Genomic DNA, 15,398 nt, shown 5'->3' with positions numbered 1-15,398 from the left:
CTGTCTATATCGTCAGCACCATCGTCATCCTCCTCGTCGTCGCGATGTTCCTCTTCGCAATGTTTGCGCTTTGGTATTGAACGACACGACCGAAGCGACCATTCAGCCTAATCAGCACTTGCCGTGCGTGCCACCTCACTGCTGAAGCGTCCAACCGTGTAGAAAGCTCCGGCAATAAGAGGTCAGCTGAGGAACCGGAACATTTGCATTCCGCTGCGGTTTTTGATGAAGACCGATCGGAGATGACGACATGACCGGAACTTGGGAGCGGCTAGCGCTGATCGGAGCCGCCATCATCATAATAGCCAGCGCAATATTCTATATTTATGTCGACCGGCTCCCCTCGGCCAATTCGACCCGGATTGAGGACACGAATGTCAATGCCGATGGCGTAAACACGATCGACGAAAATCCGCCGAGCGCCACAGGCGACAAGAAAAATCCTTCCTAAGCATACCGAAGCATCCTTTTCCAGTTACCGCGAAAGCCATGTTCGCGCTGAGGTACCGAACGGGTCCGATGTTTCCTCCGCTGCGGAACAATGTTAGCGCCTTATGAATTAATAAGCGTCGCTTATCCATCCGGAGCGGCAATCACGTTCCCCGATCTGTGACAGGCAGTGTCCGCAAACTGGCGGGCACTGCCGATTGGTAGCCATGGCAATGTCGTTAGTACGCAATGGCAGAGCCCGTCTGGCACTGGCCCTGCCACATCATCGAGAACAGCTTCGCATCGTTAAATCCCTCGAACTGGACGCGCTTTTCGAGGCCTATGCGATTGCCGCGATGACGCTTGAAAACCTGCGAAAAGAAAATCCACCTCGGGAAGATGTAATGCTCGAATACCAGGGCTTGTGCCTGGATATGCAAGCCGAGGCGGTCCAGCTACTCGAACGGCATGGGCGCGAGCGCAAATGAGATTTTCAGAACCGTCTCCGACGAAAAGGCCATTGGGGGCGCCGCCCACCACGCTGAAAAGAGGAGCCCGGGTGGCAAGCGCTCCACCACCTTCGACCCGAACGATCTTACCAATGTCGCGGTCCCACAGCGCGTGCGGCCTTTCTGACGCACAAAGATCGCTGTAGCACTTTGAAGTGCTGCCTGTTGTTACTCTTAAAGCTCCGATTTAAGGAACATGCAGTAGCCCGTTTGGGTCAGTTCCGATCGCTCTAAAGCTGCATTACTATGCGTCTACAATTGAATACCGACGTTGCGGGGGTGGTAATGCGTCGAACGCACGAACTTGACTGGGCCGCGACCTTGCGCGAGCAAAGCGATGCGGCAAATATATTCGCCCGACGGCTTTCGGCTGTTGTCGGTGCGCCCGATTTCACAGTCCAGCAGGCACAGTCTCTTTATCGGACTGCGGAGCAACTCGCTTCCGCAGTCGATCGCATGGCTTCAGAAATGAAACTTGCCGATGTCGACTGCGATTTGTTGGCGGTGAGCGAAGCGTTGCAGGACCTGTGGGCAGAACTCTGCCTCACCTCGTTCGGTGCAATGCGCGAGGCGCAAAGGCGGACGACGGTTGTACCTTCCTGACCGCGCGGGATCTTGCGGCCTTCCCGGCTTCGTTTGCCCGCCCTCCGCTTTGATGTTATATTAGCTATGTTCGATCGAGGATGCCGGCATCCCGCCGTAGATCGGTCGCCTAGCGCGCTTGGCCCAAACAAGCGCGCTTTCGCGTTTCTGGCGTATGCCCCGGCTGGAGCGGGTACCCGTCTTTTCGTCGCTCAAGTCTCGCGCACGGCCCCATCGAGGCAGCGATCAAAATCGTTCCCGGCGGCGACGGCAAGCCTCCAAGCGCTCCTTATTCCTGCGGCGCAGCCGGCACCTCAGCCCGGAAGCAAGGTCACGATCATTATTGCCGACACTATGGCGAGCGCGGCTATGACCGCGATCAGTTCGATCATCATGAAACGCTGCATATCGCGACGCATAGCGTCTTCCTCCAACGACCAACTGTTGTGAGGCAGTGCAGGAAAACGTTTCGACACGGCGAATGTTCACGCTGGCGGGCAATCTACTGCATGTTTCCTTAGACCGGAGCCGATCCAGAGACAAAAACATGCAGCAATTCTACAGCGGCTTTTGTGCGTCTGAAAAGGCGCATGGCGCTGTAGCGGCGGTTGGCGTCTGAACCGTGGCCAATGCGCGGCAACTAGCCAAGAGTGATCGTGTTGCCATTTCGCGGGCGAATGAAGAAGTGCTGGTCATATTCATAGGCGCCACCTCCGGTGAAGCTTTCAAATAGACCGGAGAACATCGTGTCCAACTTGTATCGGACGCGGGTGACAACCATCTGCACGCCCTCTTCTCGCAATTCCTTCGGTATATCCACGGACGAGGCCTGCCCCGCGGCAAGAGCCGTGGTGCCATAGGCGGCCGACCAATTGACAGTTGCCGACCCTTTCTTATCGATCTCGACGACGCATAAGACGATCGCCAGGTCGCCGGAAACATATGGTTCGAGGATCGACTTTACCCCCGCCAGGATCGTAGTGACGCTCGCATCGTTCCAGTTGCTTTGCATGGCGATGATCTCGCTGGTGGTGGAGGCGATCTGACTGATCTTCCTTCGCACGGTGAGGCCCTGTCCGAGATCAACCAGCCCGGCAAGCAACAGCAGCATGAGCGGCAACAGAAAGGCGAACTCGATCGCGGACGCTCCGTCGCGGTTCCTGCCGAAGCGTCGCAACTGTGCGGCAATAGCTGTCATCCGAGCGGATATCATGCCGCCTCCTCAAAACGGTTCGTTGCGAAACAATACGGAGGCGCCGAGCAGATAGCTGCCGTCGGCGAGCGTGTGGCTTGACAGCGAGTAAAGGCTGACGATCGGCGACCACGGAAGAAAGGCCTGAACAATGACGTAGTCGCTGCCGTGGCCGATATCGAAATTTTCGTTGATCGAGACGGTTCCGCTGCTGCCGATGGCTCTCATGGCTCCTGAGGAAGAGGCGTCGGTGAGCGTGCTGGCGGCCACCAGCAAGTTTTCCCTGCAATCAAGAAGATAGAGCAGATTCCCGCAGATCTCCGTCTTGAACTGGGCCAGTCCCATTTTGCCCTTTGCCGCCTGGCCGGTCCTGATCAGGCGCGAGGCCTTGTGGACAGAGGCATCCAGCGCTGAATCGATGAAGAACATTGCGGCAACTTCGAGAATGCCGAAGATAAGGATGAACAGCGGCAGCGCCAGGAGAGCGAATTCGATCGCGGCAACGCCGGTCCTGTCGCGCAGCAGCCGACGCAGAAGCGTCACGGTCGGGTGGCTCCTCATTGGGTGAGCCGGACCGAAGTCAGATATTGATTGAAGAGGGTGGAAAGCCCGGCTGTGATCTCGTCTTCCGAAGCGGCGGAGATGAAGAGGTCGGATGAGGAGGCGCAGTCCTGCAGCGCGATCGGGATATAGTCGTGTCTGCTAATAGAATTGCTGACGCCGGTTTGTAACGTGCCGCGCCAAGTCGAAGCCCACTTGCTGTTTTTCATGCTGTCGGCGAGGGTCGCGTTATAGCCCCAATCGAGCGGAATGGAGAGGTACTCGGTGTACAATACTGCGACTGTCGCGTCCTTGTCCTTGAGATAGCCGCACCAATCCGGGTTGAGCGGTGTAACTCGGCCCCAGTATGGCCCGAATTTGCGTCGGATGCATTTATCCTTGTAGGTTTCGGTGCACGCCCAGTCGACCCCGTCGAGGACCCAACCGCGCTCCGACTGAACGCCGTCCGTCAGCAGCAGGACGAGCTTGAGCGGATCGCTCGCAGAGGTGCCCTTGCCGGCTTGCCCTATTTGATTCCTTAGCGCTTTTAGCGCCGTGTCGAAGCGTGTCGACGCCATAGAGGTCGCGCTCGTAAGCCCGCTGCTGTCGTCGCTTAGTTTTTTTCTCGCGGTGCTGGTTGAGGTCGTTGGTGTGAGGACTTCCGAGACTGTCTCGCCAAGGGTGTAGAGGCCGACCTTGATCCGCGAATGGTTCTCATCGGCCTCGTCGATCATGTCGAGGACCTCTTCGACGGCCTCCAGAGCGACATCGGTTCGAAGCTTGACCCCCAGATTCTTGATGTAGTCGTAGTAGGTTGGTGCCAGGATAGCTTTCGCGCTGTCTCTGTCCTTGTGCACCGGATCTATCGTATCATGGCAGGCGAATTCACAGCCTATATTCCTGTCGGCGCGCAACATCTCCTGCCCTTCGCTTGTCGCCGCGAGCAGCATCGACGGCGATTTGTCGATGACGATGTAGACGTTGAGGTATGAAGTCGCCGGCCCCTCGATGGCGCTGACGACGCCGACCGGAACCGACTTGATATCCGCCAAGGTCATCAGCGTTGTCGGCACCGTTCCGCTGGCAGAGGCCCGGATCGTATGCCCGGCCTTGTCGACCTTGATTTCCGTCAGGTCGTAGCTGGAATCCAGTCGTTCAGCCTGGGCATCGAACCAATCCTTTATTTTTGCGGCAAGCTTCTCTTCGTCGTAGTCGTCTATCTGCTTGATGGCGGCGACGAGCGCGGCGTCTAGATCCGACTGCATCTTATTCTGGATATTGTAGGCGCGGGTGTAGTCGAGGCCTGCACCGACGCCGAGTATCATCGGCACGATGCAGAGCGCCACCGTGAGGGCAACATTGCCGCCGCGGTCGGCGATCATGGCTGTCACTCGCCTGGCGATCTGCCTCCGGACAAACCCGAAAATGAGACACATGATTTTGATAACCACTTCCAGTTCTCGACACTTATCTTCGCTCCGCCGCGGAGGTCTCGATCGGCTTGAAACCTTCGGAGGTCGAATTGCCGCTGACAGCTAGCCTGCCGCTGGTTAACGTTTTTCTTATTTAGCGAATAAGAGGATGAGAGCGTGCGTGTTTCGGATATTATCCGCGGGCAACGGATAGATACGATGGGATTGCAAGTCAGATTATTGTCTGATGGCCGCCCGTTTGTCCCGCATCGGGACATCGGTTCATAGGCGCTGCACGGCTCAGGGCTTTTCATCGACCGGTTTGGGGGTGCGCTCACTTCCCGAAGCGCCGCGCCGTGCGTCTTTTCAGACGCACAAAGGTCGCTGTAGCGCTTTGAATTGCTGCATGGGTTTATGCTTCAATCGCAACCAATTTAACGAACTAGGCAGTGGCCGGTCACGGCCAGTGGGACGTGCCACCGGGGCTTCACCGGTGGCACGCTCCCTGGGGCGTTTGCCCCAGGCTGCACTACACCCACGGGCGAATGATACGCGGCCTTGAGCGCACAAGACACTATATAACGAGGCGGCTCTATCCGATTTGCGCTATCATTGTGAAAATCGCGTAGCAAACTTCATGCGGGCGGCGCCGAACTCAATTTTCAGTCCTTCTTCTGGTGGTCGAACCTGCTTTGCCGCAATGAAGTTTGACTGTCTCGGATGGCGTTTCTCCGAAGGCGTTATAGTAAACTGCGGAAAATCGCCCCAGATGGGAGAACCCCCAGTTCCGTGCCACCTCTGCGATCGGCAGCGAATTGGCGCCGTCCGACAGGGCCTTGCGTACGCCGTCAAGGCGCATTTGGCGCAGGTAGGTCAAGGGCGTGGTCTCCTTGAACTGCTGAAAGGCGGTCTGCAATGAGCGTACGCTCGTGCCCGCTTCCCGGGCTATGTCGCTGACGGTCAGCGGCTGCGACATGTGAGCCACCATATATTCGATCGCTCTCTTGAGGTTGCGCGGCATGGCTGGCGAAGCCGAGCGTTTCAGGCGCGAAGTATAATTGTGAGGCACCGATTCCAGGATCATGATCACCATCGCCTCGAAAAGTCGTTCGATCGCGGCCGGGGGCACGTTATCACCATCCTCAGCCTCCAGGCAGTTCCACAGGAAAGTTGCGACTGATGCGACGCGAGCGCCAATTCCCGAATTCGTCCCGATGGTCGTAAAGAGATCGATTCTGTCGAGCACCGGAAAATCGAGCAGCTCGCTCAGATGGCTCACCATCGCGGCCTTGTCGAAGGCCACGCCGATGTGGCTGCGATCTGCATGGAGCGTCAACTTTTCAAAACGTGATATGTCGCCCACCACGCCTGTACCAGGGGTGGACAACAGTTGTGTGCGGCCAGCAGCGATCTCCATCGCACCCGAGACCGGAAGGTAGAAGGCGTAGGCGTCGGGCCGCTCGGAGAAAGCCACCTTCATTCCGGAGTGGCACTTGCCGCTCCATATGCTGAAGCGTCCTGCAGCATAATGCTTGTCCTCGACGGAGATGCGGTCACCCAACCGCAGTGGCTCGACCTTGGCGGGAGACAATGTCTTTGCGTAATGCTCGGACATTTGATCCGCGTCGGCTTCGACGATGCTGAATTTGGAGCGGCGAGTGACGTACCTCATTCATGCTCCAAGGCAAACCGCGGTGCTGGCTCTGGCGTGTTGAGCGCGAAACTGGCGGACACAATCATCGACGTCGTGCACTTCATCCTTAACGGCCCGGAGCTCTAATTATCATACAATTAATCGTACATTAGCTCCGACGTAAACAGATGTCGCTTACGAAATATCCGAAATACCGATGAATCGGCGAAATGAGCATCGTTGTTGACCGGCCGGAAGGCCCGATACAGTGTGACCGCTACTCAAAGTCGCACCATGCCAGAAGGGGATCCGACCTCGGCAACTATGCTTTGCCGAGGTCGTGCAATCAGCCGCACGGAGCTACTGCATGTCTCCTTAAATCAGAGCGATTTAAGGATAAAAACATGCAGCGATTCAAAGTGTTACAGCGAAACTTGTGCGTCTGAAAAGACGCACAGCGCTGTAGGACATCCATGCTTTCTCGCTTCAGCTGGAGCTCAGGATGTAGCGGCGATTTGAAACGAGGGCGGGACGCGCATTCATCGAATAGAGCGCAGTGAACCTCTCGATATCGGCCGCGTCCACCTCGATCGGGTCCTGCGCTACCGTCCAGTCGACGATCTCGCTGCAGGGTGGTGTGGTGAGCGACCCCTCATAGGCCCAATATTTGAGCGACGCCGGCAGCAAACCGCTCGGATCGACATCGGGGAGGGCAGTCTCCTCACCGGCCTTTTGCGGGAAAGCCGCCGCCAAGCTGGCGAACGTCGCATTGGCGGCGCCTGGCACAAGGAAAACGCCCAGTACGCCGAGCGCACCCGTTTCGGCGTGCTTATGGACGAAATGCACCTCCATCGGGAAGCTCTTGCCCTCAACGAGATGTTCGCTCGGCGCATGGAAATGGTACTGCACCAGCTCATAGGGCTTGTCGCCTCGGCGGAGCGTGCCGCCGGGCGCCGCTTTCACCTGGATCGTGTGCCCATTGTTGAGGATCGTGCCGCCACTTTTCCAGTTTAACGCCAGGTCCGGGATATCGGCCTTGATCGCGCCCCTGATGTCGAGCGGCGATTGCTGCGAACCGGACGAACAGGCACTGTTCTCATTGCTCAAAGACCCCCAGTGCTCGGGACCCGCTTCGCCTTCATAGCTCCAATGCACGCCTTCCGCTGCGTAAGCGGTCTTGACGCAAAGCGGGCAAGCAGCAAGCAAGGCCAGACGTTTGATGAAGTCACGCCTTTCCATATTCATTCCCTTTTGGATGAGACGAGCAAATAGCGCTCGCCGCGCGGCATCCTTTTGACCGGAATTTACCTGTCAATTTGCTGTCAATTTGGAGAGAAATGTTCGGTGAAGGAAAAGGCTGCGCGAATGGATACTGGCCGCACGAAATCGCAGTGCTGCAGGGAGGTTGCCATACCGTCCGTATTCGCGCCCGAAAATCGAGTGTGGTGACGTCCACGAAGCCAACGTGAGCGTACCTGCGGTAAGCTCAAAAATAAGAATCCGAAAAACGCGGTGAACGAAAGTAGGGGGTGCCGGAGCGAAAGTAGGGAGGTCGGGAACCGACGTTAAGCGCTATCGGATGACGGACACGTGCCGAGGATCACGTGGCTACTATCCAGTCATCGCGGGAGGAAAGCGTGATACGTCTATTGCTATTGGCGCCCTATGTCGGGCTGCTGTGGGTCCCTTTCTACAATTTTCAGGAACCGGAACTCTTCGGCTTTCCCTTCTTCTATTGGTATCAGCTCGCCTGGGTGCCGCTGACGTCGCTGCTGACCTATGTCGTTTATAGGAGCGTGCGTCATGACGGCTAATATCGACATGTCGGCGCTCGCCGTCTTCATCTTCTTCTTCCTGCTCGTTACTTTGATGGGCTTCTTCGCCGCCCGCTGGCGCAGGCCGGAGTCGCTCGATCACCTGGACGAGTGGGGACTTGGCGGCCGCAAGTTCGGCACCTGGATCACTTGGTTCCTGGTCGGCGGCGACTTCTACACCGCCTATACGGTCATTGCCGTACCGGCGCTCGTCTACGCGATCGGCGCTTACGGTTTCTTCGCGCTGCCTTACACGATCGTCGTCTATCCGCTGGTTTTTGCCGTCATGCCGCTCCTGTGGAAGGCAGCAAAGAGCCGGGGCTACGTGACTGCCGGCGATGTCGTCAGGGGCGCCTACGGATCGCGTGCTCTGGAGCTCGCGGTCGCCTCCACCGGCGTGATCGCGACCATGCCCTATATCGCCCTCCAGCTCATCGGCATGGAGGTGGCGATCAAGGCCCTGGGACTTACCGGCGAGATGCCGATCATTCTCGCCTTCCTCGTGCTCGCGCTCTACACCTATTCCTCCGGCCTGCGTGCGCCGGCGCTCATCGCCTTCGTCAAGGACATCATGATCTACATCGTGGTGCTTGCGGCGATCGTCATCGTCCCATCCAAGCTCGGCGGCTATGGCGCAGTGTTCGCCGCTGCGGACGCTGCCTTTCAGGCGAAAGGAAAAGGCGGGATCCTGTTCGATGCGACGCAGCTCGTTCCTATGTGACGCTTGCCCTGGGCTCGGCGCTGGCGGCCTTCATGTATCCGCACACGCTGACCGGCATCTTTGCATCGGCAGGGCCGAACACGATCCGCAAAAATGCCGTACTGCTGCCTGCCTATACGCTGCTGCTCGGTCTTCTTGCGCTTCTCGGCTACATGGGCCACGCCGCAGGTCTGGAGCTCCAAAGCAACAATGATGTCGTCCCGACGCTGCTTTGCGAACGTCTGTTGTCGACGAGCGTGTGAGCCGTTTTCTTGCGTTCAGCCCTAATCGTCGGCCGAAACCACTTCCGCTACTCGCTCCTCCGCCCGGTGAACACTAAGCCGCTCCGATAGGCCCGCGGTCAGGACCTGCATGAGATCGGGTGTCTCGCGGTCAAGTCCATAGACGAAACCCGGAAAATCCAGCGGCTTCTGCAATGCCCAGATCGCCTCGTGACGATCCGGCGGCAGGATCTCGGCTGGATCACCAACGGCAATCCAGCCTATCGGCACCGTAGCGCCCGCCTCGATGCGACTGCGCAAATGCACGGTGCCGTTGATCCGGACTTCCGCCCCTTTGCCAATGACCGCGCCGTGGAAGATCGCCGCCCCGGTGGCGACGAAAACCTCGTCACCGATCTCGGCGCCGACCACATGGCAGTTTGGCCCGATGAGGCAATGGTCGCCGATCGTGCATGGATGCCGGGAGGTGGCGCGAATAACCGCGTTTTCGAGCACGATGCAGTTGCGACCGATCCGGATCGATCCACCAGCCTCGGCGACGACGCGGGCTCCATGCATGATCCGAGCGCCCGCACCGATCGTCACGTCACCGCAGACCGTGGCATCCGGTGCGATCCACGCTTGGGGATCAATGCGGGGTTTGTGTTCACCATACGTGGTGATCATCATCTGTCTCCTTGATGGTTATCTGCCTCTGCTTCCCGCCGCTCGAGTTCGCTTGCCCGCCCGCCGATGGGGCAGACATCGGGGCCGCACAGATCATGTTCGCAAAGGCGGCAGGTCACGCGCGCAAATGCGCGAGAGGTGGTGGTCCCCGCCAGAATCCGATCGAGCGCCTGTTCGAACCGGCGGCGCTCCTCCGGCACAAGCGGCGACAGCAACGTATCGAGTGTCTCAAGCCGACGTTGCTGCAGGAGGATGGCCCGAGCGCGCCCCGCCTCCGTCAGCAAGAGTGGCGTCACGCGGCCGGTCGGTTTTCCCCGGACGACGAGCTGTTGCCGTTCTAATCCGTCAATGAGGCGCACGGCCGTGGGCTGGCTTACCCCGGCGATCTTGGCCAGCCTGCTCGCCGTCAAGCCGGGCTTGAAATGCAGCATCGAGAGCAACGCCGCAGCACTTGGGGATAGCCCTTCCAGCGCCACGTCGAGGCGGTCGGAGATGAGCGTGCCGAGAGCACCAAGCTTGTTTGCATCCAACATATGCATAGCCTATGCATTAATGATGCCGATGCAAGGGCAAAAGCGCCTATCAAGTATTTCGTCTGCGGTTTGCGACGGTGGGATATGCCTTTGTGCGTCTGAAAAAGACGCACGGCGCTGTGGTATGGGATCGCGCAAATGCCCGGCCTACTCGACCCTCTGCCCGAACTGATCGACCTTAAGAAGCCGCTGCACGGTACCGGGGCCTCGCCGCAGTTCAGGTAACGGCATGGACGATATGGCGAGGCGAACTGCGGGAGGGGCGTGGCCAGGCTTTACGGCGAAGGTGCTGCCGTGGGTGATGGCGATGCCGCTGATGGCCGCGGCAGCGGCGAATGTATCGGCGCGCCATGGTTCCGGCAGTTCCAGGCAATCGGCATGGTATTGAAAGCCATCGAGCGCCGCGGCGACGATTGACTGCCGTTCCCGCGCCTCTTCGGCATGCTCCTGCCAGGGCGTCTGTGCCGCGTCGCGGGAGGTCGCACATAAGTCCCGAGACCGATCTCGCCCGTCACCACTCCGCGCCGGGCAAGTTTGGAATAGACCCGCGCGGCCGTGGCATTGGCGATGCCACGCCGGTAGGCGAACTCGCGCTGCGGCGGTAGGCGCGCGCCAGCAGCAGGATCGCCGGTCAGAATCTCCCGGCTCACCTCATCGGCAATCTTCGGTCACCGCCAGAATTGTTCCAAGGTCAATATATTGATTGCACCAATCCACCGCATGGCCAAATTGATGCAAACTCTCGATGAAGGAGCATCTTCAATGGCCTTGGCCGGATCCAACGCAAAACTCTTGCCAACCTATGCAGACATAGAGGAGGCCGAGCGGCGTATCGCCGGGATCACTATCGTGACGCCTCTACTGGAGTCGCCCTGGCTGAACCGCGAGCTTGGCGGCCGACTGCTGGTAAAGGCGGAGAACCTGCAGGTGACGGGCTCGTTCAAGCTCCGGGGAGCGGCGAACCGGCTGAGGGCGCTGAACGGCGACGAGCGCCAGCGCGGCGTCGTTGCGAGATCCTCCGGCAATCATGGGCTGGCGATCGCCTATTGTGCGAGCCTGATGGGAATATCGGCTGTGGTCGTCGCCCCTGAAACCGCTCCAGCGGCAAAGATCGAAGGAATAAGAGCCTATGGCGCGACGGTCCTTCAGGCGCCGATCCATAAGATCGCCGAGGTGGCGGCCGAGATCACCAATCGTGAAAGACGCGTCTTCGTTGATCCCGCCGATGATCCGTGGGTTGTCGCGGGTCAGGGCACAGTCGGCCTTGAGATCGCAAAGCAGGCCGAGGCGCTGGGTGCGGGGATCGATGACCTCCTCGTCTGCTGCTCCGGCGGTGGGCTGATGGCAGGCTGTGTTCTTGCGCTTGAGCAGAAGTCGCCCTCAACCAGGATACACGGGGTGGAAGCCGCAGGCTTCGAGAAGATGGCGAACTCGCTTGCGGCGGGCCGCCGGATCAATCTTTCGCCCGGCGGGCAATCGATCTGCGACGCGATCACCGGCCCCTATATGGCCGAGATCCCCTTCGATATCCTAAAGAACAAGCTGGCCGGAACCTTCGCCGCCTCCGACGAGGAAGCGATGATGGCGATCCGCGTCGCCTTCAGCGAATTCGGTTTCGCTGTCGAACCCGGTGGGGCAGTGGCGCTCGCGGCTGTCCTCACCCGCAAGATGCCGATCGACGGAAAGACCGTCGTCGTCGCGATCACCGGGCGCAACGTCAACCTCCCTCTCGCCGCCACGGCGCTTCAGGCGGAGCATACCGGGTTTGGAAGGGGTTCGTCAGTATGACGATGTTCAGCCATGTCACCGTCGGCTGCACTGATCTCCATCGGACGATACGCTTTTTTGAGCCCCTGCTGCTGCCCCTCCGCGTCCTGTGCAGGCCTGTGACGCCCGATGGCGGACCGCCTGCCGCTTGCTGGATCACGCCCGCTCATCCCCTTCCGCGCTTTTGCGTCTACCATTCCTTCGACGGGAAGCCGATGAGCGCCGGCAACGGCACCATGGGCGCGTTTTTGGCTGCCGATCCATCGGCGGTAGATCACTCCTACGCCGAAGCGCTGGCCCACGGCGGGAAAGATGATGGGCCGCCTCGCCCAAGACCGCACTATGGGGAGGGCTATTATGGCGCCTACCTCCGTGATCCTGACGGCAACAAGATCCACATCGTGCATCGGGGCGACATGGAGGACCAGGCATGGAAATAACCGGCATTCCTTTTGGAACCACGGATTGGTCGGAAATTGAAACGACGGAGCACAAGGGCGAAACGGGCGTCGCGTATTGGCGGACGCGTCAGTTCGGCTCGCTTCGGGTTCGGGTGGTTGAGTATACTCCCGGCTACGTTGCCGACCATTGGTGCTCCAAGGGCCACATCCTTTTCTGTCTCGAAGGTGAGCTGCATACGGAATTGCTGGATGGGCGGCGTTTTGTTCTCGGTCCCGGCATGAGTTATCAGGTTGCCGACAACGCCGAGCCGCATCGCTCATTCACGCCGCTGGGCGCAAAGCTCTTCATCGTGGACTGAATGCCGCGCCGGTAATCAGTCAGCCCCGAGCGTTGCTCGAAAGAGAACGATGTTTCTTCCCGTTCACCATTCGATGGCGGGCCGTGTGATCATGAGCCAGAAAATCGCAAGAACCGCACCAAAGGCCGGAAAGCCGAAGGCAAACCACAGATGAAACAGCTGGTGGTAGCGCTTTGGCAGAGGCTGGCCGCCTTTGCTCGCCGCTTCTGCAAGCCTACCCATTTCCATCTGCATCCACACGACCGGAAGCCAGAATGCACCCGTAACCACGTACAGAAGGATTGACAGCAGGATCCATCCTTCCGTCAGGGAGTAGCCGACATTCCAAGCGAGTGCGATCCCCGTTATCGGCTGCAAAACGACGGCGGTGGCAGTGAATAGAAAGTCTGCGACGACGACGATACGGGCGACGGCAGCAATCGTCTCTGCGCGGCCGGTCCGGTGTGCCAGAAGCATGAAGAACGCGATTCCCGCTCCTGTGCCAAACAGGACTGATGCGCCGATGACATGCAGAAACTTAAGGATGAAATAGAGCATTATCGCTCCTCCAGGATCGCCAACGCGGCAAAGTGCAGTACCAGGATTGGCCAGATCTTCAGGAGCGGCCCGAGCGGTTCGTTCCACAATTCGGGGAGCAGGATCGTTCCGGCGATTGCATAGAAAAGCGATAGGACAGCGGCGCCATAGAGCCCGATGCGACTGGTTCGACGAATCGCAATTGCAACCCCGATGACAATATCTGCAAGCGCTCCGGCGACGACGCTCGGCCCGGCGAGCAATCGAGCGCCCGCGCGCTGCATTAGATCAACGCCGATGTCGTATCCGGATGTGAGTGAGATGGCGCCCGTACCGATCCAAAACAGAGATAGGACGACAAAGATAACGGGCTTGAGAAGGTAGAGGTTCGCGAACCACCGTTCCTGGACGGAAACCGGTGTTCTGGCGAGGGCTTCGGAGAGCGCTATTGGTTGTATTTGCGTTTTCTCGACCCAAGTTCGAATGTCGCCAACGGCGCCGCGTGTGATCTCCTTTTGCGCCGTGCTCCGTGTCGGCGGACGCCACCCCAGTGATCCGGCAAGATCGCCGAGCTTGTAGATAAGGCTCGCCAGGGGTGCAGGTATGCTGACGGAGCGCGCAGCGGGCCAGCCAAACCAGCGGCGGTAGGCGCTTACGACATCCTCAAAAGACAAGGCTTCTGGGCCTGCGACCTCCAAGATGAGGCGCGCAGGAGCAGTCGGACTGATGAAGATCTCGACGGTGCGCACGACGTCTTCAAGGCGCACAACCTGGAGCCGTCCGGTATTCGGCATCAGCGGCAGAAACGGCAGCGCGGCCAAACCCCTGAAAAGTGCGCTGGCTCCAAAAGCTCCCGGGCCGAGCACCACGGAGGGACGTAGAATGACCCAGTCCAGATCACGAGCCATCAGTGCCTTGTCACCTTCGAGCTTCGTCCGCGAAAACGAGGAGGGCTGCTCCTTTTCGACCCCCATTGCGGAGAAATGGATAACGCGGCGCACGCCCGCCTGTTCACAAGCTTGAAACAGTGCCGAAGGACCGCGGACGTGGACGCCGGACGTATCCTCGCCTGGCCCGTCCTGAAGCGTGCCTGCGCAATTTACGACAGCAGCGACGCCCGACAGATGGGGCAACCAGTCTTCAGGCCCGACCGCTCGCGTAAGGTCGAGTTCCACAACGTCGCCGATACTCCCAGCCCGGGACAAGCCGGGCCGGATCACGCGGATTACTTCCGTCCCACCTTCGGAAAGCTTCGCGCAGACCGCGGAGCCGATCAGGCCGGAAGCGCCTAACACGAGCACTCTCATCGTTGATCCTCTCGATCTTCGGCAGGAGTCCGGCACTTTGCCGGCATTGCTTCTGGTATCTTGTAGGCGTCTTGCAGTCGCCTGAGAACTGCGCGGTCTCCAACGACCGTCAAGCGGGGAATGTTCCTTCGCATCTTTAGGGGAATGGAAATCAGTTCAAGCCTTGCTGAGACCTTCGAGATGGTGATCTCCTGCCATTCTCGGCATCGCATCGGAATACCGCCAGAAAGTATCGAGGCGCGCGCTTCGCGGAACAAGACCGTAGCGAGATCGTTTGAGCTTGAGATTGTCCTGTCGAGAATATGTGACGATCGATCTCGTCCCGCGAGGAAACGGTGAAACGACCAAAAGAAAAACAAGCCAAGTCCGACCCCGATGGTGGATCTGCCACCGCACCTGATGTCGCTGGGCTAGCAAAGATGCGCAATATCAGACCGGTTGACCTCTCGATGCATGGCGACGCCATCAGTGATTGGCAAGATGAACCGCGCGGTTCTCGCAAGAAGTCTCCTCCCGAAAAGTCCGGAAGCCGGTCCCGATCTACGCGGTCCAAGAGCAAAGATCGCTGAGGGCAGTTGAGGGACCGCAGTGTTTTGCGGGCGGACATCCGACCTCGCGCCGGCGTCCGAAGACTTTGCCGCTTCTATTGAATAGCCCCAGGACAGAGTGCGGCGAGCGAAGTCATGTCGACAGTTCGTCCCAGACGGGAGGAACCATTCCGCCGGCTGCCGGTTATGTCCGCGTCGCCGAAGCGACGTTCATGCATGAAACGACCGGCCATCGCCAACAGCCGGTG

The 15,398-nt window shown here is 59.1% G+C and carries 17 protein-coding genes and 2 pseudogenes; 9 read left to right on the top strand and 10 right to left on the bottom strand.

Going from position 1 to position 15,398, the window contains the following annotated elements:
- Window positions 1-250: 250 nt before the first annotated feature.
- The 3 genes from PYH37_RS06210 (at window position 251) to PYH37_RS06200 (ending at window position 1,541) form a co-directional block, all read left to right on the top strand.
- On the top strand, window positions 251-451 hold the full coding sequence (locus PYH37_RS06210) for a hypothetical protein (RefSeq protein WP_280730573.1): 201 nt from the start codon (window positions 251-253) through the stop codon (window positions 449-451).
- A 205-nt stretch (window positions 452-656) separates the two neighbouring features.
- The gene (locus PYH37_RS06205) at window positions 657-917 is read left to right on the top strand and encodes a hypothetical protein (protein ID WP_280730572.1); all 261 of its coding nucleotides are present in this window, start codon (window positions 657-659) and stop codon (window positions 915-917) included.
- 306 nt (window positions 918-1,223) lie between these two features.
- Window positions 1,224-1,541, top strand: a complete 318-nt coding sequence (locus PYH37_RS06200; protein WP_280730571.1) for a hypothetical protein — start codon at window positions 1,224-1,226, stop codon at window positions 1,539-1,541.
- A 619-nt stretch (window positions 1,542-2,160) separates the two neighbouring features.
- On the opposite strand, the gene PYH37_RS06195 is transcribed toward PYH37_RS06200, so the two are convergent.
- The 5 genes from PYH37_RS06195 to PYH37_RS06175 all read right to left on the bottom strand — a co-directional run bounded on the left by PYH37_RS06195 (window position 2,161) and on the right by PYH37_RS06175 (window position 7,536).
- Window positions 2,161-2,733 (bottom strand): TadE/TadG family type IV pilus assembly protein, encoded by a 573-nt coding sequence (locus tag PYH37_RS06195; protein WP_280730570.1) that lies wholly within the window; start codon window positions 2,731-2,733, stop codon window positions 2,161-2,163.
- Between the two features lie 9 nt (window positions 2,734-2,742).
- The gene (locus tag PYH37_RS06190; RefSeq protein WP_280730569.1) at window positions 2,743-3,273 is read right to left on the bottom strand and encodes a TadE/TadG family type IV pilus assembly protein; all 531 of its coding nucleotides are present in this window, start codon (window positions 3,271-3,273) and stop codon (window positions 2,743-2,745) included.
- The gene (locus PYH37_RS06185) at window positions 3,270-4,634 is read right to left on the bottom strand and encodes a TadE/TadG family type IV pilus assembly protein (RefSeq protein ID WP_342394617.1); all 1,365 of its coding nucleotides are present in this window, start codon (window positions 4,632-4,634) and stop codon (window positions 3,270-3,272) included. The genes PYH37_RS06190 and PYH37_RS06185 overlap by 4 nt, the downstream gene beginning before the upstream one ends.
- A gap of 685 nt (window positions 4,635-5,319) precedes the next feature.
- Window positions 5,320-6,336, bottom strand: a complete 1,017-nt coding sequence (locus PYH37_RS06180; RefSeq protein ID WP_280730568.1) for an AraC family transcriptional regulator — start codon at window positions 6,334-6,336, stop codon at window positions 5,320-5,322.
- A gap of 447 nt (window positions 6,337-6,783) precedes the next feature.
- A complete protein-coding gene (locus PYH37_RS06175; RefSeq protein WP_280730567.1) occupies window positions 6,784-7,536 on the bottom strand; it encodes a carbonic anhydrase in 753 nt (250 codons plus the stop codon).
- Between the two features lie 398 nt (window positions 7,537-7,934).
- Between PYH37_RS06175 and PYH37_RS06170 the strand changes: the two genes are divergently transcribed.
- Window positions 7,935-8,111: a DUF3311 domain-containing protein gene (locus PYH37_RS06170; RefSeq protein ID WP_280730566.1), complete on the top strand. Its 177-nt coding sequence runs from the start codon at window positions 7,935-7,937 to the stop codon at window positions 8,109-8,111.
- Window positions 8,101-9,041 (top strand): annotated as a pseudogene (locus PYH37_RS06165) (sodium:solute symporter family protein); the annotation flags it as partial. The gene PYH37_RS06170 and the pseudogene PYH37_RS06165, both read left to right, overlap by 11 nt.
- Window positions 9,042-9,095: 54 nt before the next feature.
- Here PYH37_RS06165 and PYH37_RS06160 read toward each other — a convergent pair.
- Complete coding sequence (locus PYH37_RS06160) at window positions 9,096-9,722, bottom strand: gamma carbonic anhydrase family protein (protein WP_280730565.1); 627 nt, start codon at window positions 9,720-9,722, stop codon at window positions 9,096-9,098.
- On the bottom strand, window positions 9,719-10,252 hold the full coding sequence (locus PYH37_RS06155) for a MarR family winged helix-turn-helix transcriptional regulator (protein WP_280730564.1): 534 nt from the start codon (window positions 10,250-10,252) through the stop codon (window positions 9,719-9,721). The genes PYH37_RS06160 and PYH37_RS06155 overlap by 4 nt, the downstream gene beginning before the upstream one ends.
- A gap of 264 nt (window positions 10,253-10,516) precedes the next feature.
- Between PYH37_RS06155 and PYH37_RS06150 the strand changes: the two genes are divergently transcribed.
- Window positions 10,517-10,669: a hypothetical protein gene (locus PYH37_RS06150; RefSeq protein WP_280732541.1), complete on the top strand. Its 153-nt coding sequence runs from the start codon at window positions 10,517-10,519 to the stop codon at window positions 10,667-10,669.
- A gap of 77 nt (window positions 10,670-10,746) precedes the next feature.
- Here PYH37_RS06150 and PYH37_RS06145 read toward each other — a convergent pair.
- Window positions 10,747-10,914 (bottom strand): annotated as a pseudogene (locus PYH37_RS06145) (GntR family transcriptional regulator); the annotation flags it as partial.
- Between the two features lie 100 nt (window positions 10,915-11,014).
- Here PYH37_RS06145 and PYH37_RS06140 point away from each other — a divergent pair.
- The 3 genes from PYH37_RS06140 to PYH37_RS06130 are packed head-to-tail and all read left to right on the top strand — an operon-like array spanning window position 11,015 to window position 12,779.
- Window positions 11,015-12,040 carry a threonine ammonia-lyase gene (locus tag PYH37_RS06140; RefSeq protein ID WP_280730563.1) on the top strand — a complete coding sequence of 342 codons (1,026 nt, stop codon included), beginning with the start codon at window positions 11,015-11,017 and terminating at the stop codon, window positions 12,038-12,040.
- Complete coding sequence (locus PYH37_RS06135; protein ID WP_342394616.1) at window positions 12,037-12,459, top strand: VOC family protein; 423 nt, start codon at window positions 12,037-12,039, stop codon at window positions 12,457-12,459. Before PYH37_RS06140 ends, PYH37_RS06135 begins: the two co-directional genes overlap by 4 nt.
- Complete coding sequence (locus PYH37_RS06130; RefSeq protein ID WP_280730562.1) at window positions 12,450-12,779, top strand: DHCW motif cupin fold protein; 330 nt, start codon at window positions 12,450-12,452, stop codon at window positions 12,777-12,779. The genes PYH37_RS06135 and PYH37_RS06130 overlap by 10 nt, the downstream gene beginning before the upstream one ends.
- A 63-nt stretch (window positions 12,780-12,842) precedes the next feature.
- Here the strand turns inward: PYH37_RS06130 and PYH37_RS06125 are convergent, their stop codons facing one another.
- Window positions 12,843-13,316, bottom strand: a complete 474-nt coding sequence (locus PYH37_RS06125) for a DUF2269 family protein (protein ID WP_280730561.1) — start codon at window positions 13,314-13,316, stop codon at window positions 12,843-12,845.
- A complete protein-coding gene (locus PYH37_RS06120; RefSeq protein ID WP_280730560.1) occupies window positions 13,316-14,602 on the bottom strand; it encodes an SDR family oxidoreductase in 1,287 nt (428 codons plus the stop codon). Before PYH37_RS06120 ends, PYH37_RS06125 begins: the two co-directional genes overlap by 1 nt.
- Between the last annotated feature and the right edge of the window lie 796 nt (window positions 14,603-15,398).

Source organism: Sinorhizobium numidicum (genome assembly GCF_029892045.1).
GTDB classification, from domain to species: domain Bacteria; phylum Pseudomonadota; class Alphaproteobacteria; order Rhizobiales; family Rhizobiaceae; genus Sinorhizobium; species Sinorhizobium numidicum.
The sequence above is the reverse complement of the archived record's forward strand: the minus strand, read 5'-3'. Positions and strand labels throughout refer to the sequence as shown.